This window comes from Deinococcus proteolyticus MRP (assembly GCF_000190555.1).
GTDB classification, from domain to species: Bacteria; Deinococcota; Deinococci; order Deinococcales; family Deinococcaceae; genus Deinococcus; species Deinococcus proteolyticus.
In genome coordinates this window covers 1,394,095-1,418,602 of sequence record NC_015161.1, presented here as the reverse complement: position 1 = coordinate 1,418,602, position 24,508 = coordinate 1,394,095, and the positions used below count along the sequence as shown (strand labels likewise).

20 protein-coding genes are annotated in these 24,508 nt (G+C 67.3%); 16 read left to right on the top strand and 4 right to left on the bottom strand.

Going from position 1 to position 24,508, the window contains the following annotated elements; all coding sequences use genetic code 11:
- The first annotated feature begins 220 nt into the window (after window positions 1–220).
- The 13 genes from DEIPR_RS06735 to ypfJ all read left to right on the top strand — a co-directional run bounded on the left by DEIPR_RS06735 (window position 221) and on the right by ypfJ (window position 17,336).
- Window positions 221–1,297 (top strand): ABC transporter ATP-binding protein, encoded by a 1,077-nt coding sequence (locus DEIPR_RS06735; protein WP_013615091.1) that lies wholly within the window; start codon window positions 221–223, stop codon window positions 1,295–1,297.
- Between the two features lie 233 nt (window positions 1,298–1,530).
- The gene (locus DEIPR_RS06730) at window positions 1,531–2,541 is read left to right on the top strand and encodes an ABC transporter ATP-binding protein (RefSeq protein WP_148231914.1); all 1,011 of its coding nucleotides are present in this window, start codon (window positions 1,531–1,533) and stop codon (window positions 2,539–2,541) included.
- A 68-nt stretch (window positions 2,542–2,609) separates the two neighbouring features.
- Complete coding sequence (locus DEIPR_RS06725; RefSeq protein WP_013615089.1) at window positions 2,610–2,864, top strand: DUF805 domain-containing protein; 255 nt, start codon at window positions 2,610–2,612, stop codon at window positions 2,862–2,864.
- A gap of 110 nt (window positions 2,865–2,974) precedes the next feature.
- The gene (locus DEIPR_RS06720; protein ID WP_148231799.1) at window positions 2,975–4,351 is read left to right on the top strand and encodes a hypothetical protein; all 1,377 of its coding nucleotides are present in this window, start codon (window positions 2,975–2,977) and stop codon (window positions 4,349–4,351) included.
- A 57-nt stretch (window positions 4,352–4,408) separates the two neighbouring features.
- The gene (locus tag DEIPR_RS06715) at window positions 4,409–5,779 is read left to right on the top strand and encodes a DUF4139 domain-containing protein (RefSeq protein ID WP_013615087.1); all 1,371 of its coding nucleotides are present in this window, start codon (window positions 4,409–4,411) and stop codon (window positions 5,777–5,779) included.
- Between the two features lie 93 nt (window positions 5,780–5,872).
- Window positions 5,873–6,955 carry a D-alanine--D-alanine ligase family protein gene (locus DEIPR_RS06710; protein ID WP_013615086.1) on the top strand — a complete coding sequence of 361 codons (1,083 nt, stop codon included), beginning with the start codon at window positions 5,873–5,875 and terminating at the stop codon, window positions 6,953–6,955.
- A gap of 105 nt (window positions 6,956–7,060) precedes the next feature.
- Window positions 7,061–8,056, top strand: a complete 996-nt coding sequence (locus tag DEIPR_RS06705) for an extracellular solute-binding protein (protein ID WP_013615085.1) — start codon at window positions 7,061–7,063, stop codon at window positions 8,054–8,056.
- A 166-nt stretch (window positions 8,057–8,222) separates the two neighbouring features.
- Window positions 8,223–9,788 (top strand): ABC transporter permease, encoded by a 1,566-nt coding sequence (locus tag DEIPR_RS06700; protein ID WP_013615084.1) that lies wholly within the window; start codon window positions 8,223–8,225, stop codon window positions 9,786–9,788.
- 13 nt (window positions 9,789–9,801) lie between these two features.
- Window positions 9,802–10,836 carry an ABC transporter ATP-binding protein gene (locus DEIPR_RS06695; protein ID WP_013615083.1) on the top strand — a complete coding sequence of 345 codons (1,035 nt, stop codon included), beginning with the start codon at window positions 9,802–9,804 and terminating at the stop codon, window positions 10,834–10,836.
- A gap of 72 nt (window positions 10,837–10,908) precedes the next feature.
- Window positions 10,909–11,508: a TetR/AcrR family transcriptional regulator gene (locus DEIPR_RS06690; RefSeq protein WP_013615082.1), complete on the top strand. Its 600-nt coding sequence runs from the start codon at window positions 10,909–10,911 to the stop codon at window positions 11,506–11,508.
- Between the two features lie 79 nt (window positions 11,509–11,587).
- On the top strand, window positions 11,588–12,838 hold the full coding sequence (locus tag DEIPR_RS06685; RefSeq protein WP_013615081.1) for an efflux RND transporter periplasmic adaptor subunit: 1,251 nt from the start codon (window positions 11,588–11,590) through the stop codon (window positions 12,836–12,838).
- Window positions 12,835–16,314: an efflux RND transporter permease subunit gene (locus DEIPR_RS06680; protein ID WP_013615080.1), complete on the top strand. Its 3,480-nt coding sequence runs from the start codon at window positions 12,835–12,837 to the stop codon at window positions 16,312–16,314. The genes DEIPR_RS06685 and DEIPR_RS06680 overlap by 4 nt, the downstream gene beginning before the upstream one ends.
- 173 nt (window positions 16,315–16,487) lie before the next feature.
- Window positions 16,488–17,336, top strand: coding sequence for a KPN_02809 family neutral zinc metallopeptidase (ypfJ, locus tag DEIPR_RS06675; protein WP_013615079.1), 849 nt, complete (start codon window positions 16,488–16,490; stop codon window positions 17,334–17,336).
- 69 nt (window positions 17,337–17,405) lie between these two features.
- Here ypfJ and DEIPR_RS06670 read toward each other — a convergent pair whose 3' ends face one another.
- The 4 genes from DEIPR_RS06670 to DEIPR_RS06655 all read right to left on the bottom strand — a co-directional run bounded on the left by DEIPR_RS06670 (window position 17,406) and on the right by DEIPR_RS06655 (window position 20,317).
- Window positions 17,406–17,660 (bottom strand): hypothetical protein, encoded by a 255-nt coding sequence (locus DEIPR_RS06670; RefSeq protein ID WP_013615078.1) that lies wholly within the window; start codon window positions 17,658–17,660, stop codon window positions 17,406–17,408.
- 155 nt (window positions 17,661–17,815) lie between these two features.
- Window positions 17,816–18,883 carry a M42 family metallopeptidase gene (locus DEIPR_RS06665; RefSeq protein ID WP_013615077.1) on the bottom strand — a complete coding sequence of 356 codons (1,068 nt, stop codon included), beginning with the start codon at window positions 18,881–18,883 and terminating at the stop codon, window positions 17,816–17,818.
- Window positions 18,884–18,930: 47 nt separating this feature from the next.
- Window positions 18,931–19,422 carry a cysteine hydrolase family protein gene (locus DEIPR_RS06660; protein ID WP_013615076.1) on the bottom strand — a complete coding sequence of 164 codons (492 nt, stop codon included), beginning with the start codon at window positions 19,420–19,422 and terminating at the stop codon, window positions 18,931–18,933.
- A gap of 97 nt (window positions 19,423–19,519) precedes the next feature.
- The gene (locus DEIPR_RS06655; protein ID WP_013615075.1) at window positions 19,520–20,317 is read right to left on the bottom strand and encodes an enoyl-ACP reductase FabI; all 798 of its coding nucleotides are present in this window, start codon (window positions 20,315–20,317) and stop codon (window positions 19,520–19,522) included.
- 138 nt (window positions 20,318–20,455) lie between these two features.
- Between DEIPR_RS06655 and DEIPR_RS06650 the strand changes: the two genes are divergently transcribed.
- The 3 genes from DEIPR_RS06650 (at window position 20,456) to DEIPR_RS06640 (ending at window position 24,480) form a co-directional block, all read left to right on the top strand.
- On the top strand, window positions 20,456–21,214 hold the full coding sequence (locus DEIPR_RS06650; RefSeq protein WP_013615074.1) for a purine nucleoside phosphorylase YfiH/LACC1 family protein: 759 nt from the start codon (window positions 20,456–20,458) through the stop codon (window positions 21,212–21,214).
- Between the two features lie 5 nt (window positions 21,215–21,219).
- Complete coding sequence (locus DEIPR_RS06645) at window positions 21,220–21,762, top strand: YqeG family HAD IIIA-type phosphatase (RefSeq protein ID WP_049775247.1); 543 nt, start codon at window positions 21,220–21,222, stop codon at window positions 21,760–21,762.
- A 75-nt stretch (window positions 21,763–21,837) separates the two neighbouring features.
- Complete coding sequence (locus DEIPR_RS06640; protein WP_013615072.1) at window positions 21,838–24,480, top strand: type II/IV secretion system protein; 2,643 nt, start codon at window positions 21,838–21,840, stop codon at window positions 24,478–24,480.
- Window positions 24,481–24,508: the final 28 nt, after the last annotated feature.

The window sequence follows — 24,508 nt, the reverse complement described above, 5'->3', positions numbered from 1 at the left end:
AACCTGCGGCCCCGCTAGCTATGCGCTATGCTGGGGCCGTCAAATTTAAAACGCAGAAGTGCTGGTGCCCCGTCCTGCCCCCAGGGACAGAGCGAGCGCTGTCAATTCTTATGCCAGAACATGTATATCAGGGCCGCTGCGCTGCGAGAGGCGCGAGATGCGAACCTGAGAAATCTAAACCGTGTATGATGGCGGGCGTGTTCCGAAGTGGAGGAGAAAAATGACCCAACAGGGCGAAGTCCTGCTGGCCGTAAAAGGCCTCAAGACGTATTTTCATACCGATGAGGGTGTCGTCAAAAGCGTTGATGGCGTGACCTTTACGCTGAACAAGGGCGAAACCCTGGCGGTGGTGGGCGAGTCGGGTTCGGGCAAGAGCGTGACCAGCCTGAGCGTGATGCGCCTGATTCCCATGCCGCCGGGCGAGATCGCCGGCGGTGAGATTCTGTTCAACGACCGCGGCACGGTCAAGGACCTGACCAAAGTCTCGGAAGCCGAGATGCGGGGCATTCGCGGCAACGAGATTTCCATGATTTTTCAGGAGCCGATGACCTCGCTGAACCCGGTGTACACCGTCGGCGACCAGATTGCCGAAGCGGTCATGCTGCACCAGAACAAGAATGCCAAAGAAGCCCGGCAGGCCGCCATCGACATGCTCAAGTTCGTGGGTATTCCCGCTCCCGAAAAGCGGGTGGACGAATACCCGCACCAGCTCTCGGGCGGGATGCGCCAGCGTGTGATGATTGCCATGGCGCTGTCGTGTAACCCGGCTCTTCTGATTGCCGACGAGCCGACCACAGCGCTTGACGTGACCATTCAGGCACAGATTCTGGACCTGATGCGGAAACTGCAGCAGGAAATCGGGATGTCCATCCTGTTCATTACCCACAACCTGGGCGTGGTGGCCGAAATGGCCGACCGCGTGGTGGTGATGTACGGTGGCCGCGTGATGGAAGAGGGCGACGTGGTGGAGATTTTCAAGGCTCCGCGTCACCCTTACACCATGGGCCTGCTGAACTCGATTCCCCGCCCGCTCACCGCTGAGCAGGCCGCCGACAAGAAGAACCTGCGCCTGGAAGCGATTCCCGGCAACGTGGTGAACCCCCTGAATCTGCCGCCCGGCTGCGCTTTCGAGCCGCGCTGCAAGTTCGCCTTGCCTGCTTGCCGTGAAGCTGTGCCCCCGCTGGAAGACACCGGCGGCGGCCACATGGCCCGCTGCATCCGCTGGCAGGAGTTTGAGGCGGTGCAGGAAGGTGGCGGCGACTACCACAGCCTGCACAGGCAGGAGGTGGCACGATGACCCGCATGGACCATGACGCGCCTCAGGCTTCTCAGACCGGCGCGACCATCACCGAAGTGATTCCCGGTCCGGCCGGCAGCCTGACGGTCAGCGACGACGTGACGGCCGCACCTGCTGTGGCTGCCGCGCCCGCTGCTCCGGCAGTTCAGGACTCCGCTGCTGTCCCTGCTACGCCCGCCGGCGCCATGCAAACGGTGATGATCGGCACCTCGGTGCAGACCGGCGAACCCGTGATGACCGAAGTGCCTGCCTTTGTGCATGAGGGCACCCAGGGCGAGCCCCTGCTGAGCGTACGCAACCTGCAAAAGCACTTTCCCATCAAGGGCGGGTTCTTTGGGCGCACCGTGGGTTCGGTCAAGGCGGTGGACGGGGTCAACTTCGACCTGTTCCGCGGCGAGGTGGTGGGTCTGGTGGGTGAGTCCGGCTCGGGCAAGACCACGGTGGGCCGCACCCTGCTGCGTCTGGTGGAGCCGACCGGCGGCGACGTGATCTTTAAGGGTCAGGACGTCGTGAAAATGGACAAGCGCCAGCTTCGTGAAGCCCGGCGCGACATGCAGATTATCTTCCAAGACCCGTTCGCCAGCCTGGACCCGCGCATGACGGTGGAAGAAATCATCGGTGAAGCGCTGGATATCCACAAGCTGCACCAGGGCGCCGAGCGCAAGCCGCGTATCGCCGAGCTGCTGCAGCGCGTAGGCATTCGCCCCGAGCAGATGGTGCGCTACCCGCACGAGTTCTCGGGCGGTCAGCGGCAGCGCATCGGGATTGCCCGCGCCCTGGCCGTGAACCCCGACTTTATCGTGGCCGACGAGCCCGTGTCGGCGCTGGACGTGTCCATTCAGGCGCAGGTGGTGAACCTGCTGCAAGACCTGCAACAGGAACTGGGCCTCACCGTGCTGTTTATCGCGCACGACCTGCTGGTGGTGGAGTACATCTGTGACCGCATCATCGTGATGTATCTGGGCAAAATCATGGAGATTGCTCCCAGCCACCAGCTGAACAACGACCCACAGCACCCCTACACCGAGGCGTTGCTGTCGGCTGCGCCCGTGCCGGACCCGACCATCAAGCGTCAGCGCATCATTCTGGAAGGCGACATTCCCAGCCCCATCAACCCGCCCTCCGGCTGCGTGTTCCGCACCCGCTGCCGCTACGCGATTCCGCAGTGCGCCGAGGTGGTGCCGGCACTGCGCGAAGTCAAGCCGGGCCAGTTCAAGGCCTGCATCCGCGACGACATTCTCTGAGCCTGAGGTATGCAGGGCGGCCCCGCTGGATGTGGGGGCCGCTTTTCTTGTTTCCCACGAGGTGAGCCATGACTGACGCTGCCAGAACAGCTGTGGGCCTTTTCGTGCTGATTCTATTTGGCCTTGTTGCGCCTGCCCTGGCTGTCCACGTCCGCCGCTTGCATGATTTGGGTCAGGGTGAGCTGCTGTATATCGTGATTCTTGCCCTCTCTTTTATTCCTCTGCTGGGCCTGCTGATTCAGTTGCTGTTTACTGTTTGTCTGGCTCTGGCCCCTGGTCAGCCGCAGCCGAACCGCTGGGGCCTGCCGCCGCTGGAGCGCTGAATCCTCCCTGGCCTGCCGACAGGGGAAGCTGACGCCCACCTGAAGCGGAATGAAACTTTGGTTACGCTGGCTTTAACGGTGTTTTCCCCGCCCCGCTTCACAGTCGGGGCATGGACGCAAAGGTGAGGTTGGGGGCCATGCTGCTGCTGGGCGCTCTGGGAGCGGCTGGACTGGGAACATTGGCTGGGCGTGGGCTGGAACTGCCAGGAAGCGCCGCGCAGGCGCAGGCTGAGGACAAGTCGGCGGTGGGCGAACAGACGCAGCCGGCTGCCAGTGAGCTGCGGCTGTACGGCGGCTTTGCCGAGGTCCGCACGCCCGTCACGGCCAGTGGGACCAGCCTCAGCTACACCTGGCCGGCCAGTGCCTGGGAGGGGCTGGTGCCCGGCTCGCTGGACCTCGAAGGTCTGCCCTACACCCGCGCTGTGTATGCCGTGAATGCGCCCTGGCTGGAGCGCTACGAAGGCCAAATGGTGACACTGTATGAAGAAGGCCGTGCCAGCCGCGTCACACTGGTGCGTGCCCGCGACGGCCTGATTCGTGACCGTCGGGGGGACCACCGCCGGGTGACTGTGGAAAGTCTGGCGGTGCCCGGTGAACCGCCCCTGAGCGGCGAGGACGTAACGACCTCCACCTTCGAGCTGTCTGCGCCGGGCCGGGGCACACTGGCTTACCTGACCCGCTCGCTGAGCTGGGCACCGCGTTACACCCTGAATCTGGGGGCTGAGGGCAGCCCGCCGCAGCTTTCGGCCCTGGCCGACCTGCACAACCGCAGCGACCTGGCTTACCGGGTGCAGACCACCGAACTGCTGGCCGGCGACGTGGGGTTGGAACTGGGGCCAGGCTCTCCGGTGATGGGACAGACGGCGCAGACCACCTCTGCCACGGCCGAAACGGGCCAGGCCGCCTATGACATCGCCGCGCTGGGAAGCCTGAACGGAGTGTACCGCTACGCCCTGGAACAGCCGTTCGAGTTGCCGGCGGGCAGCACCGTGACCCTGCCTTTTATGCAGCCGCAGCTGAACAACTTTGGGGCCTACGCAGGGCTGAACACCGGCTTCAGTGGGCAGGGCAGCAAGGGCGTGCTGGGCCGCTTTTACCGTTTCAAGGCGCAGCAACCACTGCCGGGCGGCACGCTGACCGTGCGTGAACAGGGCCGCCTGGTGGGGCAGACCCGTGTGCCCGAGACGGCCGCCGGGCAGCCGGTCAGCTTCTCGCTGGGCCGCGACCCGGACCTGAGCTATGCCCGCAGCGTGAAAAAGGGCGCTGCCGTGCCTGAGGGCAAGGCCAAACGGGTGACCTACACCGTGACCTATCGCCTGCAAAACGCCCGCCCGCAGCCGGTGCGTGCCGAGCTGACCGAGCAGGTCTACGGTGACGCCCGCGTAAACGGTGACGCCGCTCTGGATGAAGGCAAGGTCCGCCTGGTGACCGAAGTGCCGGCTGGGGGAGAGGTCACGCGCACCTTTACAGTCCGCTTGCTGCAATAACAGCGCTTCCCTTGCTTTCCTCATGGAACATCAGGCGGGAAGTGCAACAGTGAAGTTATGAATAAACCAATGACTGTAGCGCTGGCGGCTGCCCTGCTGCTGGGAGGCGCCGCCCAGGCCCAGACGCGTCTGGCTGCTCCTGTGCCGGCCTCTTCTACTCCCCCCTCTTCTGCCGCTGCCGAGCGTACCCTGCAGGCGGACCTGCGGCTGTATCAGGACTTTGCCGAGGTGCGCCAGCCGGTGACTGCCCAGGGCGGCACCCTCGCAGTGGTCTGGCCCCAGAGTGCCTGGAGCGGCCTGATTCGTGACTCGCTGGACCTGGAAGGCCTGCCCTACACCCGCGCCGTGCACGCCACGCAGGCCAACTGGCTGGAAAGCATGGAAGGCCGCGAAGTCGTGCTTCATGAAGACGGCCAAGCCCCTCAGACCGTCACTCTGGTGCGTTCGCGTGACGTGCTGATTCGTGATGCACAGGGCCTGTACCGCCGGGTAGACCCGACCCGTCTGGCTTTCCCCGAACTGCCGCCCGAAAGTGGCTACGGTGCACTGCCCGTCAGCACCTTCGACCTGACTTCCCAGGCGAGCGGCACCGGCACGCTGAGCTATCTGACCCGTTCGCTGGGCTGGACTCCGCGCTACACCCTGCGCGTGCAAGGCGGCAAGCCCACGCTGGAAGCTCTGGCCGACGTGACCAACGGCACCGAGCTGAACTACCGCGTGGGCCAGACAGAACTGCTGGCGGGCGACGTGAACCTGAACCGCGATTATGAGATGTACCGTGCGGTGCCGACGGCCGCCAACTTCGCGGCTGATGCCCAGAGTGCGCCTGGAGCCGGTAAAATTGCCCAGCAAGGCAGCCTCAACGGCATCTACCGCTACGCCCTGACCGAAGCTTTTGCCCTGCCGGCCAACAGCACCGTGACCCTGCCGTTCATGACCCCGGCCGTGAAGGACTTTGAAGCCTACGCTGGGCTCAAACGCGGCTTTTCCGAGCAGAGTGACCGGGGCGTGCTGAACCGCTTTTACCGCTTCAAGGCGGACCGCGCCCTACCCGGCGGCGGCCTGACGGTGCGCGAGGACGGGCGCGTCACCGGCCAGACCCGTGTGCAGGAGACGGCGGCGGGGCAAGCGGTGGACTTTGCCCTGGGCCGTGACCCGGATGTGAGCTACGTGCGCTCGGTGAAGGCACTCAGCCGCACAGCCCGCAGCGCCGTCTTCCAGGTGACCTACGCCCTGGAGAACAGCAAAAAGCAGCCCGTGAAGGTAGAAATCACCGAAAGCCTGTACAACGACCGCGCTGAGGTCAAGGCGGAAGGCGCTGGGAGCGGTGACGTGCGCCGTGAAGGCAGCGACGTGAACCTGGCCCTGACCTTGCCCGCAGGCGGCAAAGTCACGCGCACCTTTACCGTGACGTTGCCGCTGCAATAGTTCCGTGCTCTGAAAGCAGGCCCCGCCCCCACCCTCAGGGAAGCGGGGCGTCTTTCTTGGCCGCGCCCCTCTCTCTGGCATACTGCTGGGCGTATGTCCGACCTGACCCCTGCCCAGCCCCAGTCTCCGTCCGAATCCCCGTCCGCCCCCAGGCAGCCGCGCCGCCGCGTGCTGCTGCTGGCCGGCGGCCAGTCCGAGGAGCACGAGGTCAGCCTCTCCAGCGCCCGCTCGGTGCTGGCCGCGCTGCCGCAGGACCGCTTTGAAGTGACCGCCGTAGTGATTTCCAAGCAGGGCCGCTGGCTGCCCCCGGCCGAAACGGCGCAGGCTTTGGGCGCGGGCGCCGCCGAGTCGGGCGGCGAACCCATGCTGCAGCGGGTGTCAGATACTGCCGGCTACGATGTGGTGTTTCCACTGCTGCACGGCCCGATGGGCGAGGACGGCACCGTGCAGGGCCTGCTGACCCTGGCAGGTCTGCCGTTCGTGGGCAGCGGCGTGCTGGGCAGCAGCGTGGGCATGGACAAAATCATGACCAAGCGGGTGCTGGAAGCGGCCGGTATTCCCCAGGTGGCCTGGCGTGAGGCCAGCCGCGCCGAGTGGCGCCGTGACCCGCAAGGTGTGCAGAGCCGCGCCGCCGAACTGGGCTTCCCGCTGTTCGTGAAGCCGGCCAACATGGGCAGCAGCGTGGGCGTGAGCCGGGTGACGGGCGCTGGCGAGCTGGCGGAGGCCCTGGAACTGGCCTTCGGGCACGACCGCCGGGTAATCGTGGAAGCGGCGGCTGGCGCCAAGCCCCGCGAGGTGGAGGTGGGCATTCTGGGCAACGACGACCCGGTGGCCAGCCCAGTAGGCGAACTGCGTTTCGACACCGATTTTTACGACTACGACACCAAGTACACCGGGGGCCGCGCCGAGATGCTGATTCCTGCGCCGCTGCCTGAGGGGGTGTCCGAGCGGATTCAGGAGCTGGCGCTGCGGGCTTATCAGGCCCTGGACTGCGCCGGCCTGAGCCGGGTGGATTTCTTTTACGTGGAGGAAACCGGCGAGCTGCTGCTCAACGAAATCAATACCATGCCGGGCTTTACGACCACTTCCATGTATCCCTCACTGCTGCAGGCGCACGGCCTGAGCTACCCGGAACTGGTGACCCGGCTGATTGAGCTGGCGCTGGAAGAACGCTAGAAGTTTCGACCCATGGACCCGTCCTGGTGGCGGGTTTTTTGTGGACAGGCAGGGCCGGTGGTACTAGATTTGACAATACCGAGTGGTTTACTTAGGATTAGCCATATGAAAAAAGTATTCCTGATGGCGGGCGCCCTGATGCTCGCGGGCAGCAGCGTGGCGCAGAGCGGTTCTATTACGCTGTACTCGGGCCGTGGCAAGACCTTTGTGGAGCCGATTGTGCAGCGGTTCGAGAAAGAAACCGGAATCAAGGTCAACGTGCGCTACGGCAAGGACGCCGAGCTGGTGGCACTGCTGCGCCAAGAAGGAGCCCGCTCGCCCGCCGACGTGTTCTGGGGCAACTCGCTGGGCGCGATGGGGCAGCTGGACAGCGACGGCCGCTTCGTGCGCCTGGGCAACAACCTGAGCCGGAATGTGGCCCGCCAGTACATGCCTGCCAGTGGCAACTGGGTGCCCACCACGGTACGTTTCCGCACGCTGGCCTACAGCTCCGAGCGCGTCAAGGCTTCTCAGCTGCCTGCCAGCGTGTTTGACCTGCCCAAGATGACGCAGTTCAAGGGGCGCATCGGCTGGACGCTGAGCTACCCCTCCTTTCAGGACTTCCTGGCCGGCATGATTGCCCAGCACGGCGAAGCCAAGACCCGGCAGTGGCTGCTGGACATGAAGAAGCTGAACCCCGTGGACTACAAGACCAGCAACGTGAACATGATGGAAGCCATCCGCGCCGGTCAGATTGATATGGGTCTGACCAACCACTACTACATCCAGCGCGTGGGCAAGCTGGGCTACCCGGTGGAAACCCATTTCTTCAAGGCCGGCGACATCGGCAACCTGGGCAATGCCACCGGCGTAGGGGTGCTGAAGACCAGCAAGAACCCCGCCGCCGCCAGCCGCCTGGTCCAGAAGATGGTGTCCAGCGACGCGCAGAACTTCTTTATGGGCGTGAACTTCGAGTACCCGGTGATCAGCAACACCTACACCCCCAGCGGCATGCTGCCCTACGCCGACGCTGTTCGGCGCAGCCCCCGCATCAGCGCCAGCGCCCTGCCCAGCAACCTGCAAAAGGCCCAGAAGCTGCTGCGCGAAACTGGCCTGCTGTAATCCCTTTTCCCCCGAGTCTTTCCCCGGCTTCCCGCCCTTCGCCCGGCGGGAAGCTTTTTTGGTGGGGTGGTGGTTGTGCGCTAGGCGGAGGGAGCAGCCGACCATACCCGACTAAACCGCTCCACTTTTTGGTATCATTGGCGGCGCTGCTCCTTTGCTCTTTGCTATGTCAGACCGCACTTCCCAGACCCGTCCACCTCTGCTGCTGACCCTGCCCGCGCTGCTGGCGGCGCTGGGGGTGGGCCTGCCGATGGTATACCTGCTGCGCGAAGCTTTCGGGGCCGACCTGACGGCCGTGCGCGAGATTTTGTGGCGCGGCCGCAACCTGGAACTGCTGGGCAACACCCTGCTGCTGACCGTGAGTGTGGTGGCAGCCGGCACCCTGATTGCGCTGCCGCTGGCTTACCTGGTGGGGCGCACCACTTTCCGGCCCCGGCGGTTGCTGGCGCTGCTGGGAGTGCTGCCGCTGGCGGTGCCGGGGTATGTGGGTGCCTACGCCCTGATTGCCGCCAGCGGCGCGGGGGGAGCGCTGGACGCCCTGGTGGGCTGGGCTCCCCCCGCACCGGGCGGGTTTGGTGGGGCACTGCTGGCCCTGACCCTGTTCACTTTCCCGTACCTGTTTCTGAACCTGTACGCAGGCCTGCGGGCCGCCGACCCTGCCCTGGAGGAAGCGGCACGCTTGCTGGGGCGCACGCCCTGGCAGACCTTTACTGCCGTGACCCTCCCCGCGCTGCGCCCGGCCTGGCTGGCGGGAGCGCTGCTGGTCGCCCTGCACGTCCTGGGCGACTTCGCGGTGGTCAGTCTGATGCGCTATCCCACCTTCAGTGCCGCCATCTACCAGCAGTACACGGCCGCCTACGACACCGTCTACGCGGCCTGGCTGGTGCTGGCACTGCTGGTCCTGACCGGCGCGGCCCTGTGGCTGGAAGCCCGCTTGCTGCGTGGCGTGTTCCTGAGCCGGGTGTCGGGTGGGGCCGTGCGCCCCCACCGCCGCCACGCCCTGGGAGCCTGGGCGGTGCCGGCCTGGGTGCTGGTGCTGGCGCTGGCCGCCCTGACGCTGGCGCTGCCGCTGGGCACCGCGCTGTACTGGCTGCGGCTGGAAGTCAGCCCCTACGTGCTGGCCGACGTGTGGGACGCCGCCCGGCTGGCGGGGGGCAGTGCGGCCGTCACTGCCGCCCTGACTGCCGCGCTGGCGTTTGTGCTGGCCTACATCGGCAGCCGCTACAGCGGGTGGTTGCCCCGCCTGGCCGAGCGGGTGGCCTACCTGGGCTACGCCACCCCGCCACTGGCGCTGGCCTTGTCGCTGGTCTTTTTTACGCTGGCTGCCGTGCCCGCGCTGTACCAGACGCTGCCGCTGCTGGTGCTGGCCTACACCCTGCACTTTGCCGCCGAGGCCATCGGGCCGCTGCGCTCGGCGCTGCTGCGCGCCACGCCCCGGCTGGAAGAAGCCGCCCGCGTGCTGGGCCATGCTCCGGCGCAGGCCATGCGCCGCGTGACCCTGCCTATCGTGCTGCCGGGGGTACTGGTGAGTGCAGCGTTTGTGTTCCTGAGCGTGCTCAAGGAGCTGCCGCTGACGCTGCTGCTGGCGCCCGCAGGCTTTACCACACTGGCCGTGGGCGTGTGGACCTATACCGAAGAAGCGCTGTACGGTTCAGCCGCCCCCTACGCCCTGGCGCTGATGCTGGCCGGCGCCGTGCTGTCGCTGCTGATTCTGCGCCGTGAAAAGCTGTAAAGGAGCTGCTCCGATGACCCGACCTCATTTGCTGTCCCTACGCCACCTCACCAAAAGTTACGGCCCAGGCCTGCCCCCCGTGGTCCAGGACCTGAACCTGGAGATGGGGGAGGGCGAACTGGTCACGCTGCTGGGCCCCTCGGGCTGCGGCAAGACAACCACCCTGCGGCTGGTGGCCGGGTTGGAGGCGCCGGACAGTGGGCAGGTGGGTCTGCGCGGACAGGACGTGACCCCGCTGCCTCCCGAACGGCGCGGGGTGGGGCTGGTGTTTCAGGACTATGCGCTGTTTCCGCATCTCAGCGTGCTGGACAATGTACTGTTCGGCCTGCAGACCTTGCCTGCCGCCGAGCGCCGCCGGCGGGCGCAGGACACCCTGGCCCTGGTGGGCCTGACTGTGTTCGAGGGCCGGATGCCGCACCAGTTGAGCGGCGGGCAGCAGCAGCGGGTGGCGCTGGCCCGCGCTCTGGCCGCCCGCCCGGCCCTGCTGCTGCTGGACGAACCCTTTTCTAACCTGGACGCTTCGCTGCGGCACTCTACCCGCGCCGAGGTGCGCTCTATCCTGCGCCAGAGCGGCACGGCAGCGCTGCTGGTCACCCACGACCAGGAGGAAGCGCTGGCCTTCAGCGACCGGGTGGTGGTCATGCGGGCCGGCGCCGTAGAGCAGGCCGGGCCGCCTGCCGAGGTGTACGCCGCGCCGCGCACCGCGTTCGTGGCGAACTTCCTGGGCCGCGCCAACCTGCTGACGGCCACGGCTCAGGGAGAGACGGCCGAGTGTGCGCTGGGCCGGGTGAAGCTGAACCGTCCGCTGCAGGGCACGGCCATGCTGTGCCTGCGCCCCGAGCAGCTGCGCCTGAATGCTGACCCCGCCGGTCCCGCCGAGGTGCTGGGCCGCGAGTTCCGGGGGTGGGCGGTGGCCTACACCCTGCGGCTGGGCGTGGGCGGCGGTGCCCAGGAGTTGCAGGTGCTGCGCCCTGCCGGCGAACCGCTGCTGAACGAGGGAACACGCGTCACCGTCGAGATGACGGGGCCGGCCCACGTCCTGGACTGAGGTTCCCCGGCTCCCCGGCGCGCAGCGAACGCTGTAACAATCTCGCCAGAGTAACTGAGCGCATACTCAGGTATGGCAAGGCCCAAGATTATCGAGACCGAAGACCTGGTGGCCGCCGCCCGCAGCGCTTTTTTGGAGCAGGGAGTGGGCGTGAGTACCGCCGAAATCGCCCGCCGCGCCGGCATCTCCGAAGGCACGCTGTTCAGCCGCTTCGCCACCAAAGAAGAGCTGTTCGGGGAAGCCATCGGCCTGAGCCGCTACGGGCACTGGCGCACGGAGCTGCTGGAGCAGGTGGGCCAGGGCGATGTGCGCGGCAACCTGGAGCGCTGCGGCATGAGCTACCTGCGAGAAGCCCAGGATCTGCTGGACGCGCTGATGCTGGTCTTTTCGCGTGGGCACGCTCCCGAACACAATCCGCTGTTGGCGAAGCTGGGCGACCCTCTCGCGCAGGACACCGGCACACTGGCCAGCTACCTGCGGGCCGAGGTCGAGCGTGGGCGGCTGCGGCCCCTGGACACCGAACTGACGGCCCTGACCATCACGGGGGCGCTCAGCCAGTGGTTGCAGCAAGGGCGGATGTCGCCCTGCAGCGGGCCCGCTCCCGAACGCGACCCTGGCCGCTTCGTGCGGGGGCTGTTCGACCTGCTGTGGCCGGGCCTGGAGCCTAACTGAGCCATTACTTGAAAACTGACCAGCCGTTCACCACACTGGCTGACGTGTGGATGTCCTTTCTTTTTCTGACAGGTGCTTTATGAAACGATTGACCCCTTTTCTGCTGCTCTCGGCGCTGCTGGCGACCGGCCTGAGCGGTTGCCGCCCCGCCGAACCTGAGGCCCAACCTGCCCGCGTAGACGTGGCCGCGCCTCCCCCCAAAGAAACGTCCCAGCCGGTCCAGGTGCTGACCGTGCAGGAAGGCACGCTGCGGACCGAACGCCGCGTGACCGGCACTGCCCAGGCCAGCCGCACCAGCAACGTGGCGGCGCTGGCCAGCGGAGCCCTGCTGAGCTACGAGGTGGCCGAGGGTGAAAGTGTGGCGGCCGGCGCGGTGGTGGCCCGCCTGGACGACACCGACGCCCAGCAGGCCGCCCAGAACGCCCGCGCCCAGCTGGAGCAGGCCCGCATCAGCTATGCCAGTGCCCGCCGCAGCCTCAGCGAGAATGCCGGGGCACTGGAAGCTGCCGTGACTGCGGCGCAGTCCAGCCTGGACCTGGCCCAGAAGGAACTGGTGCGCGCCGAAGACGCCAGCAACACGCCCCAAGCAGCGCTGGACGCAGCCCGCGACCGCGTGACCCAGGCCCGCGCCGGACTGGCGCAGGCGCAGGCGGGGCTGGCCGCCAACCGCGCTGGCAGCGGCAACGGAGCCAACCTGGACCTGCTCTCCGCGCAGGTGGAGTCGGCCCAGGCCGCCGTCACTCAGGCCGAGGCGCGCATCCAGCGTGCCAGGGTCACGGCTCCGTTCGCCGGGGTGGTCAGCAGCCAGCTGGTGCAGCCGGGCGAGTTCGCCGCGCAGGGTAGCCCGGTGTTCCGGCTGGTGGACACGGCCTCGCTGCGGGCCACCTTCAGCGTCACGCCGCAGGACGCGGCCCAGCTGGTCCCCGGCACCCGCATGAATCTGGGCTACGGCGGGGTGAACTACGTGGCGGTGGTCGAGAGCGGCGAAGCCATCGCCGGCGAGGACCGGCAGGTGCCGCTGCGTGCCCGCATCGAGGGCGGCGCGGCCATTCCGCCCGGTGCCAGCGTGCAGCTGCGCTACCGGCTGGAGCTGGCCGGTGGGGTGCTGGTGCCCAGCCGCGCCCTGGGGGTATCGGGCAGCGAGAATTACGTGTACGTGGCGGAGGGGGACACCGCCCGCCGCGTCCCAGTCGAGGTGCTCTCCGAAAGCGACGGCCAGGTGGCCGTCAGCGGCCTGCAGAATGGCGCCCGGCTGATTTACCCGGTGCCCAGCTCCTTGCAGGACGGCTCCAAAGTGGCGGTGCAGGCCAGCGCGGGCGGCGGCAAATGAGTGGTCCTTTGTCCCCCGAACAGGAAACGGCGGTCACGCTGGACCGCTACGGCCGGCCCGACCCCTTCAGCCCGCCGCCTGGTCTGCTGCCCGACGGGACGCCCGAGCCGTCCATTCATCCGGCAGTGCGCTTCAGCGTGCGGAACGTGGTGTTCTCGCTGGGCATTTTCGCAGCGGCGGTGCTGCTGGGCCTGATTGCGGCCAGCCGCCTGGGCACCGACCTGCTGCCCGACTTCGAGGTGCCGGTGCTGGCGGTCAGCACCACTTACCCCGGCGCCAGCCCCGAGCAGGTGAACCGCGAGGTGAGCACCCGCGTGGAGGACGCCATCAGCACGGTGGCGGGCGTGACCGACGTGAGCACCACCTCGGTGGGCAGCCAGTCGGCAGTGGTCATCACTTTTGCCGAGGGCACCGATATCGATGCGGCGGCCAACTCAGTGTCGCAGGCGGTGTCGGCTATCCGGGCCACGCTGCCTGACGGGGCCGAGGCTCCGGTGGTGCAGAAGTTCGACCCCAACGCCCGGCCGATTCTGACCCTGTCGCTGCTCTCTGCAGGTGCCGGCCCAGCCGAGGCCGCCAGGTACGCCGAGGACATTCTGGTGCCCCGCTTGCAGCGCGTTCCCGGTGTGGCCGACGTGACGGTGTCGGGCGGGCGTGACCGGGCAGTGGAAGTGCTGCTGGACCCCGCCCGGCTGAACACCTACGACCTCAGCGCCGCGCAGGTGTCGGGGGCCATCGGGGCCTCGGCGCTGGACATTCCGGCCGGAACCCTGGTGCAGGGCGGCCAGGAAATCACCTTCGCCACCCGCAACACCCCCAGCACGCTGAGCGACGTGGAAAACATCCTGGTGGATTCGGCCCGCGGTATTCAGATCAGCGACGTGGCCGACGTGCGGGATGCCAGCGAGCGGGTCAGCACCCTCTCGCGGGTGAACGGGCAGCCGGCCGTGCTGCTGGATATCCGCAAGGCCAGCGGCAGCAACTCGCCAGCGGTGGCGGACGCCGTGCGCGAAGTGGTCTCCGAGCAGGCCGCCGAGTTGCCGCAGGGCTACCGCCTGAGCGTGGCCACCGACACCACCGACGTGACCCGCGCCACGGTGGACGACACCCTGCACGAGTTCTTTATCGCTGTGGCGGCCGTGGGCGTCATTGTGCTGCTGTTTCTGGGCCGGCTGAGCACCGTGTTCGCGGTGATTCTGGCGGTGCCCATCTCCATCAGCGCTGCGCCGCTGGTCTACGCCGGGCTGGGCTTCACCTTCAACATCGTCTCGCTGCTGGCCATTATCGTGGCCATCGGTATCGTGGTGGACGATTCCATCGTGGTGGCCGAGAACGTGCAGCGCTACCGCGACCTGGGCTACGACCGCCTGCGGGCCGTGCTGCTGGGCGGCTCAGAGGTGTTCTCGGCCGTTACGGCGGCCAGTTTCGCGCTGCTGGCGGTGCTGATTCCTCTCAGTCTGATGCCGGGGCTGCTGGGGCAGTTTTTCAGCCAGTTCGGCCTGGGCCTCTCGGCCGCCATCCTGATGAGCTGGCTGGAAAGTCTGCTGTTCCTGACTGTCCGCATGGCCTACACCCGTGACCGCGAGCCGCTGGGCTGGGCCGGCGTGCCCGGTGTGCTGGCCGGATTCCCGGCGCTGCTGCGCTCCAGCCTGGCCGGCGTAAAGACCGGACGCGGCGTGCTGGCGCTGCTGCTGGCCGGTGCGGCGACCTGGCTCCTGGCCGAGTGGGTGGCGCGGCAGCAGGGATACCAGCTGGAACCCTGGGCGCTGGGCCTGCTCAGTCTGCTGGCTCCCCTGACCCTGGCCGTCTTCCGCTACGCCACGGCCGCGCTGCTGGGCCTGCTGGAAGCCCTGACCGGCACGCTGCACCGCGCCACGGAGCGGGTGGTGTCGGCGGCAGCGCGGGCTTACGCAGCCTCGGTGCGCGCACTGCTGCAGCGGCCCTGGACAGCGGTGCTGGCAGCGGGCCTGTTCCTGCTGAGCGCCCCGCTGGCCCTGCGGAGCATAGGCTTCAGCTTCGTGCCGCAGAGCGATTCGGGCCTGATGACCGTGACGGTGGAACTGCCGCGCGGCACGGCACTGGACACCACCAACGCCCTGACGGCGCAGGTGGAAGAGCGGCTGCTGAGCAAGTCTGAAGTGACGCTGGTGCAGGCGGACGTGGGGTCCGGTGGCCCGCTCGCCGGAGCGCGGACCAACGAGTCCAGCCTCACCGTGAACCTCACGCCCAAAGAAGAGCGCCCCGGCGTGCAGGAACTGATTGAAACCTACCGCGCCGAGCTGGCCCCGCTGGCGGAGAAAGTGCCCGGCGCGGAAATCCGGTTGGCGTCGGTAGAAACCGGCCCCGCCGGCAGCAGCGATATCAGCCTGGCGCTGGCGGCACCTACCCAGGCGCTGCTGCGTGAGCGGCACGCTGAAGTGCTGCGCCTGCTGCGGGCCGACCCGGGTGTGCAGACCGTGACCAGCAGCCTGAGCGATACCCGGCAGGAGCGCGTGTTCGTTCCCGACCCGGCCAGCCTGAGCGGCACCGGCCTGACGGTGCGCGACGTGGCGAACGCCCTACGCACCTACAACGAAGGCAGCGTGGCCGGGCAGCTGCGCGAGGGCGACACCGGCGTGGATATCGTGGTGCGGCTGGACCCGGCCCGCGTGCCCACCGAGCAGGCCCTGCTGGGACAGACCATCTACGCGCCTGCGCTGCGCACCGAGGTGGCGCTGGGGACACTGGGCGAGTTCCGCATCGCCGAAGCGCCCGCGACGCTTTCACGGCTCAACAAGGCCTTTACGGCCACGCTGGAGATTGACCTGGTGCCCGGCGGCCCCAACGCCTTCGCCTACGGCAAGCAGCTCACGGACAAAGTTGCTGCCGCCGGCCTGCTGAAGGACAACGTGACCCTGGGCAATGCCAGCTCGTTCGGCAGCGCGGGCCTCACCGAAGACCTGGTGTTTTACGGCCCGGTGCTGATTGTGATGGCGTCGCTGCTCACTTACCTGGTGCTGGGCAGTCAGTTCAACTCGTTCCGTTATCCGCTGTACCTGCTGCTGCCGGTGCCGCTGGCGCTGGTGGGCGGGCTGTGGTCACTGCGGCTCTTCGGCACCGACCTGGACGTCATTACCATGATCGGCATGGTGATTCTGCTGGGTCTGAGCACCAAGAACTCCATTCTTTACCTGGAATTCGTGACCGAGCGCCTGCGCTCGCAGCCGCTGCGTGAAGCCCTGATTGAAGCCGCCGAGCTGCGCTTTCGGCCCATCATCATGACCACGCTGACGGTGCTGGTCATCAGCATTCCGCTGATTCTGGGCCAGGGCGACGGCGCTGAGTTCCGCCGGGGCCTGGGCATCGTGATTCTGGGCGGCATCGTGACCTCCACGCTGCTGACCTTTTATGTGGTGCCCAGCGTGTTCTACCTGGGCGAGCGCGGCCGCCAGCCGGGACTACCGGCCGGACAGGAGCCTGCGCCGGCCCGGATTTAGCCTTTCCTTGAGTTGTGAATGCGGCGTCAGCACCTGTGGGGGCGGCGCCGCTACACTGTGGGCACACTGGCCGGGGCCGATGTCCCTGTGACCGGCGGCTGCCGCAGGTGACCCCCGCGGCCTGGCCGGCGCTGCCCAGCAGGGCAGGCCACACAAGGAGCAGAAGAGAAACTATGGAATGGAAAAATCTTCCCGGCAGTGGCCGTGGGTTCGAGAACAGAGGCGGTGGCCGTGGCGGCGGCCTGGCGGTCGGCGGTATCGGCGGCCTGCTCCTGATGCTGGTGGCGGCCTTTTTCGGCATTGACCCCCGCGTGGTGACCAACAGCGGTCTGGTGCAGACCGAGCAGACCCAGCCCCAGACCGAAAGCGGCCAGAACGACGAGCTGAGCCAGTTCCTCAACAAGATTGCCGGCAGCACCGACAAGGTCTGGGCCGACATCTTCACTGAGGAAGGGCTGAAGTACAACTCGCCCAACTTCGTACGGTTCAGCGGCCAGACCCAGACCGGTTGCGGCACCGGCACCAGCGGCGTCGGCCCCTTTTACTGCCCGCTGGACAGCACCGTGTATCTGGACCCCAGCTTTTTCACCGAGATGCAGCAGCAGCTGGGCGGCGGCGGCGACTTCGCCTACTCCTACGTGATCGCGCACGAGGTGGGCCACCATATCCAGAACGAACTGGGCATCGCCGACCAGGTGCAGCGCCAGCAGCAGCGCCTGCCCGAAGCTCAGGGCAACCAGCTGAGCGTGCGTATGGAGCTGCAGGCCGACTGCTTCGCGGGCGTGTGGGGCAACCGGGTGTCCGACCTGGCGCAGCTGACCCAGGACGACGTACGTGAAGCGGTGGACACCGCCGCCGCCATTGGTGACGACACCCTGCAGTCGCGTGGGCGCGGCTACGTGCAGCCCGACTCCTTTACCCACGGCACTTCCGAGCAGCGGGTGAACTGGTTTATGCGCGGCTTCAAAAGCGGCGACGCCGACCAGTGCGAAACCTTTAAGCAGGACTACAGCCAGCTCTAAACCCTGGCCGCTTGCCGGACAACAAAAAAGCCCCGCCTTCTCTGGAAAGTGCGGGGCTCTTGCGTAGGTCTACATCGCAGGCATCGGGGTGGGGCTGCCGGGGATAGCGTCAGGCAGGCCTGGGGTGTCCGGGTTGCTGGGCGCGTCAGGCGTGGGCATACCGGGGGTATCGGGGTTGGCCGGCGGGTCCTGCACGGGGATGGGGTTGGTGTCCTGGCCCGGCATCTGTTCCGGGCGCGGTGCGGGCACGTCGGTCGGCTCGCTGGCCGGGGAGGGGGGACGGTCGTAGGGGCCGGTGGTCTGCATCGTCGCTTGCATGGTCATGGAAACACCTTCTGCGGAGAGAGAAAAAGTAAGGGCGTGCCTCCAGCATGGCACGCCTCCCCAAGTCAAACGTGATCCGGCACGTTCGCCGGCCCCTTTCTCAGCAGTTCCTAAATGGCTGCCCCGTCGCCACACAGCGGCGCAGCTGTGCCGCCTTAGCCTTCGCTGCCTTCCAGTGCGTAGGCCAGCATCAGCCGGCCGGTCTGCTCCAGGGCCTGGGTGTGGGTGCGCTCGTAGGCGTGGCTGGCGTCCACCCCAGGGCCGATCAGGGCCACCGGGAAGTCGCCGCCGGCCCGCCAGGCAGCCGTGCCGTCGGAAGCGTAGTAGGGGTAGATGTCCACCTTCAGGTCCACGCCGCAGCGGGCCGCCACCTGCCGCAGCCGGCTGCTCAGCGCGTGGTCGTAGGGGCCGCCGCTGTCGGCCACGCACAGGGTGCAATGGTGCTCGGAGCTGGTCTGGCCCTCGCCCACAGCCGCCATGTCCACGGCAATCAGTTCCTCGGTGTGTGCGGGAATGCCGGTGGCCGCCCCGTGCCCGACTTCTTCGTAGGTGGTCACGTGAAAGGCCACCGTGCGCTGCGGCGATTCAGCCAGCAGGGCGCGGGTCAGCGCCAGGAACAGCGCCACCGCCGCCTTGTTGTCGATGTGGCGCGACTTGAGATAGCCCGACGGCAGCAGGCGTGGCCGGGCGTCCAGCGACACGAAATCGCCGACCTCCACCCCCAGCACCCGCGTCTCGCTGGCCGAAGCGGTCACCTCGTCCAGCCGCACTTCCATCACGCTCGCCTCGCGCTTCAGGTCGCGCAGGGCGGCGCCGTGGACATGCCCGCTCTGCTTGATGTTGACCACGGTGCCGGTCAGGACCCGGCCCAGCTGGGTGTGAACCTTCACGTCCTCGCCCTCGATGGTGGCCCAGTCGTAGCTGCCCAGCATGCTCAGGGCCAGTCGGCCCGACGGCTTGATGGCCTTGACCATGGCCCCCAGGGTATCCACGTGTCCGCTGAAGGTCACATGGCCCTCACGGCGGCCGGGAATCTCCCAGCTGAGCGCTCCCTTGCGGTTGCGGGTGCCGGTCACGCCCATGGCGGCCAGCTCGGCTTCGATCAGCGCCACCGCTTCCTCGGTGAAGCCGGTGGGGCTGGGCGTATCCAGCAGGCGAATCAGCACGTCCAGGGTGTAGTCCAGGTCCAGCAAGGGCAGGTCTTGGCGTTTGAGGGTGTTCATGGGAAGCTCCTGTCGGATGAGAGGCGGCGGAAAAAGCGCAGTCCCGGTCAGCTGGCTGCGCCGGAGTCGGTGCCCGGACCGGTGCCCTGGTCTGCAGTCTGCGCCGTGCTTACCGGGGCCAGGTGCAGGGTCAGGCCGTACTGCGCGGCATACTCCTGCGCGGCAGCCAGCTCCGGCGAGCCGGGCAGCGCCAGCACATCCAGTTCGCGGCAATCCAGGCCTTGCAGGTGCTGGGCCAGCGTGATGTCGCCCTCCGGCAACTGCCCGGCGAAGGGGTCGGTGCTGCTTGCCCGCACCAGCAGGTCGCCTTCTTCGGCGCGGATGTCAGGGTGCAGCACCCACCCGCGTGAAAAGGTCTCGGGCGTGTCCGGGAACAGTCCACCGTCCCACTGCACGAGAATGACGGGGAGGCCCTGGTCGCGGGCCTCCTGAAGCTGCTGACGGAAGGGGTGCACACTCAGCTGGTCAGCGGAGGAAGAAGTCTCAAAATAATGCCGCTGGACCGTCAGGAACAGCGGCAGCCGGGAAGCAGAGGTCATGGTACTGATGATAACGGTCTGAGAACTGCTCAGCCCTCTGAGCGCTCAGCCGTCACCGGCCCCGTGCTGACCGGCGCCCCCTGGCCGTGGCCGGCTCTTACTCCTGGGGTGCGGGCGCCTTGACCGTGGCGATGCTGGCGCCGCTGTCCACATACACGGTCTGCCCGGTGATGCCGGTGCTCAGGTCGCTCAGCAGGTACAGGCCCAGGTTCCCCACCTCCTCGGGAGTGGGGTTGCGGCCCAGCGGGGCACTCTCGGCGGCGTTGCTGTACAGCATGGCAAAGGCCGGAATCGAGCGGGCGGCGATGGTCCGCATCGGCCCGGCGCTGATGGTGTTCACGCGAATCTGCCGCTCGCCCAGCTCCACGGCCAGGTAACGGGTGGAGGCTTCCAGAGCGGCCTTGGCGGCGCCCATCACGTTGTACTTGGGCACCACGCGCTGCGAGGCCTGGAAGGTCAGGCTGACGATACTGCCGCCGTCACGCAGCAGCGGCTCGGCGTGGCGGGCCGCGCTGACCAGGGTGTAGGCGCTCACGTTCAGCGCGGTGTTCCAGTCGTCGGACGTGGTGTCGATAAAGCGGCCGTCCATCGCTGCCTTGGGCGCAAAGCCGATGGCGTGCACCAGAAAGTCCAGCTCACCGAATTCGTCCTTTACCCGCTGAAACAGGGCGCTCAGGTCTTCTTCGCTGGTGGCGTCGCACTGCTGAATCCAGGTGCCGGGGCGGCCCGCCGTCAGCTTTTCCAGCTCGCCGCGCAGCCGCTCGCCCTGGTAGGAAAAGCCCACCTGGCAGCCCGCTTCCAGCAGCCGCTCTGCGATGGCCCAGCCCAGGGACCGGGCGTTGGCCACCCCCATTACCAGGGCGCGCTTGTCCGACATATCGATGCTAAGACTCATGGGGCAAAGTCTAGAGCACTTCCATTCGTTGGACCGCATCCAATATTCGCTGCCTCAGCGTGGCTGCTGAGGCGCGCCGGCCCTTTGGGGGTAAGCGGCGTCAGAGTACCGAGAGAAGGTGTCCCCCATACTGCCGGGGTGTCAGGCACTCCCTTTCTTATTCGCAGCCCCCTGATAGGACTGCCGCATGGCTTTACCACCCGCCGTGGTGGCCGGTCGGGCGGCCCGTTCGCGGGGCTGAATCTGGACGACCGCCAGGACGACCCGGTGACTGTGGCCGAAAACCGCCGGCTGGCCGCTGGAGCGCTGGGCTACCGCCTGGCCGAGGTGGCCCGGCTGGAGCAGGTGCATGGGCTGGAGGTGCTGCCGGCCCGCCCCGGCGTACAGACTGGCGACGCGCTGGTCACCGCCGACCCGGACCTGCTGCTGGCCATCGGCACCGCCGACTGCTACCCCATCCTGCTGGCCGATGAGGAAGCCGGCGTGATTGGCGCGGCGCATGCGGGCTGGCGCGGCACGGTGGGCCGCATTGCGGAGCGCACGCTAGCGGCCATGACCGAGCTGGGCGCCCGTCCAGAACGCACCCGCGCCGCCATCGGCGTGGGCATCTGCGCCGCGCAGTACCCGGTGGGCGCGGAGGTGGCCCAGACGTTCGCCGCCGCTGGCCTGGGCGACCACCTGGACGGCAAGCGCCATCTGGACCTGGGCGGGGCCAACCGGCAGGTGCTGCTGGAAGCGGGGCTGGCACCGCAGCACCTCTGGCAGGCAGGGGGGTGCAGCACGGAGGCCGACTTCTATTCGTACCGCCGCGACGCCGGCGTCACCGGGCGGATGTGGGGCCTGATTGGGCTACGCCAGCAGAGGGCCGGGTCCGCAGCTGGGGAGGTGGGGCGGTGAGCCTGCTGAAGCTGCTGCGGCCGGGCGATGTGATTCGCAGTGTGGCGGACATCACCCCGGAGTTCCTGGCTGCCCGTGGCCTGCGCGGACTGTTGCTGGACCTGGACAACACCCTGGTGCCCTACCACTCCTACGACGACTTTCCCCGCTCGGCCCGCTGGGTGGAGGAGATGACCGGCTCCGGCATCCGGCTGGCGCTGCTCAGCAACGCCACCGTGAAGCGCGCCGAGGAATGGCGGGGGCGCCTGGCGCTGGAGGGGGTCGGCATGGCCGGCAAACCCAACCCGGCCGCCTTTCGCCGTGCGGCCCGCGCTCTGGGACTTCCGCCGCAGCAGGTAGGTATGGTCGGCGACCAGCTGTTCACCGATGTGCTGGGCGGCAATCTGGCCGGCCTACACACCATCTTGGTCCACCCACTGATCGACAACGCCTTACCTCACACCCGCATCGCACGGATGCTGGAGCGCCGGGTCCTGGCCCGTCACGGCCATGCCTGGGGGCCGGAGGTTTGGCAGCCTGGCGGAGCAGAGGATGGGTATGGAAAGTAAGATTTTTACATTTCGTCCCGGCTGCCTGCAGGCCGGAAGCTGCGCTCCCGTGACCGAGCGCACGCAGGAGGATGCATGACGACTCTATCTATCGCTGACCGTAAGCTGGGCGCCGTACTGCTGGACGGCGGCTACATCACCGACGAGGACCTGCAGCGCATGTTGGTGCGCCACGCTGAGGTGGGCGGGCGCCTGGCCGACGTGATGATCGACTCGGGTGTGGTGGGCGAAAAGCGCCTGGCCCACGCCATCGAGTCCAGCCTGGGCATTCCGGCCATCGACCTGATGGCGGTGGAGCCGCAGCCCCAGGCGCTGGCGACCATTCCCGGCCACGTGGCGCAGAACGCCGCCGCCGTGCCGTTCGCCCTGGAAGGCGACCTGCTGAAAGTCGCCATGCTCGACCCGCTGTCCACCCTCACCATCGAGGTGCTGGAAGACGAAACCGGCTACGACATCGAGCCGTATCAGGCCATGCGCTCGGCACTGAACTGGCGGCTGGCGATCCACTACCCCGAACTGGGCCTGACGCCGCAGCGCCCCGACCAGGCCGCCCCCGGCCAGGAGCGTCTGGGCGACTATCTGGTGCGCCGGAGCATCATCACGCCCCAGCAGTTGGAAGCCGGCCTGAAGTTTCAGGAGCGTACCGGCGAGCCGCTGGGTCAGGTGCTGATCGGTCAAGGAGCGCTGAACGACGAGCAGCTGTACCGCGCCCTGGCCAACCAGCAGGGGCTGGAATTCCTGCCCGACCTGAGCACGTTCACGGTGCCGGAGCGGGTGCTGGAAGTGCTGTCGCGCACCGACGCCGTGCGCTACGGCGCCCTGCCGCTGGGTCAGCAGGAAGAAGGCTACGAGGTGGTGGGGTACGACCCACGTTACTTCGCGCAGGTGCAGGAGCAGATTGGGCAGCCGGTGCAGTTCCTGATGAGCTTGCCCACCCAGGTGGAAAAGGCCATCGAGCGCTTTTACCCGGCGCCGGCTCCTGCGCCCTTCCGCGACGAGATGCAGTCGCTGTACGCCGGCAGCGGTGGTCAGGCCAAGTCGCTGACCGACGTGATTATGGAAATGGGCTTTGCCGATTCCGAGGATATTCAGGCGGCCATGCAGCAGCAGCAGCAGGGCGGCGCCCGGCTGGAAGACACCCTGGTGCAGTCGGGCAAGCTGAGCCCCGAAATGCTGGCACAGTCGCTGGCGACCCAGCTGGGCTACGAGTTCATCGACCCGGCCAAGAACCCGCCCGACAGCGGCGTGTCCATGCTGGTGCCGGAAGCCACCGCCCGGCGCTACAGCGTGGTGCCGGTGCGCCTGGAAGGCGAGGCGCTGGTGGTCGCCATGAAAGACCCGCGCAACGTGTTCGCGCTGGACGACCTGCGCCTGATCACCGGCCGCGAGATTGTCCCCGCCGTGATGGTGGAAAAGGAAATCACCCGCCTGATCGAGAAGTATTTCGGCTCCAAGGACATGGCGGAGCTGAACCAGCGGCTGCTGGAAGAAAGCCGCGAGCGCCAGAAGTTGCAGGAGTCGGCCGGGGCCGGCGATATGGACACCGCGCTGGACGACAACGCCGTGGTCCGCACCGTGGAAAACCTGATTCGCGAAGCTGTGCTGCAGGACGTGAGTGATATTCACATTGAGCCCACCGAAACCGAGCTGCTGGTGCGTTACCGCATCGACGGGGCACTGCGCAAGCACGCCTCTTTGCCCAAGGGTTCGGCGCAGGCACTGCTGGCCCGTATCAAAATCATGGGCGGCCTCGACATCGCCGAGCGCCGGGTGCCGCAAGACGGGCGCGTGCGCTTCCGCAAGGGCGCCATCGACATCGACCTGCGTCTGTCCACCCTGCCCACCGTATACGGCGAGAAGGCCGTGATGCGTCTGCTGCAAAAGGCCGAGAACATCCCCGAGGTGGAGCAGCTGGGCTTCAGCGACCACAACTTCCGCCGCTACCTGGAAGTGATTGACAAGCCCAACGGCATCTTTTTGGTCACTGGCCCGACGGGTTCGGGCAAGTCGTTCACCAGCTTTTCCACCCTCAAGCGCATCGCCAAGCCGGAGAAGAACACCACCACCATCGAAGACCCGGTAGAATACGAAATCCCCGGCATCATGCAGAGCCAGGTGAACAACGCGGCGGGCATGACCTTCGCCAAGGCGCTGCGGGCCTTCCTCCGTCAGGACCCCGACATCATCTTCGTGGGGGAAATCCGTGACGGTGAAACGGCCAAAATCGCCACCGAAGCGGCGCTGACCGGTCACTTGGTGCTGGCGACCCTCCACACCAACGACGCGGCCGGCGCGATTGTGCGCCTGGAGGAAATGGGCGTGGAGCTGTTCAACATCGGCGCGGCGGTGATTGGCGTGCTGGCCCAGCGCCTGGTGCGCCGGGTCTGCAAGGACTGTGCCCAGCCCACGGCCGCCGACCCCGAGGTGCTGCGCCGCCTCGGCCTGAGCGACGCCGACATTCAGGGCGCCACCCTGATGAAGGGTGCCGGCTGCCCGCGCTGCGGCGGCACCGGCTACAAAGGCCGCACCGGCATCCACGAGCTGCTGGTGATTGATGACACCATCCGCCGGGCCATCAACAGCGGCAAAACGGCCACCGACATCAAGGACATCGCCATCGAGGAAGGGGACATGTGGACCCTGCGCACCGACGGCATCCACAAGGCCCTGCAGGGCATCACCACCCTGGAAGAAGTGCTGGCCGTGACCAGCAACTGAGTCCCCTGTTCCTACCCCAAAGGAGAGT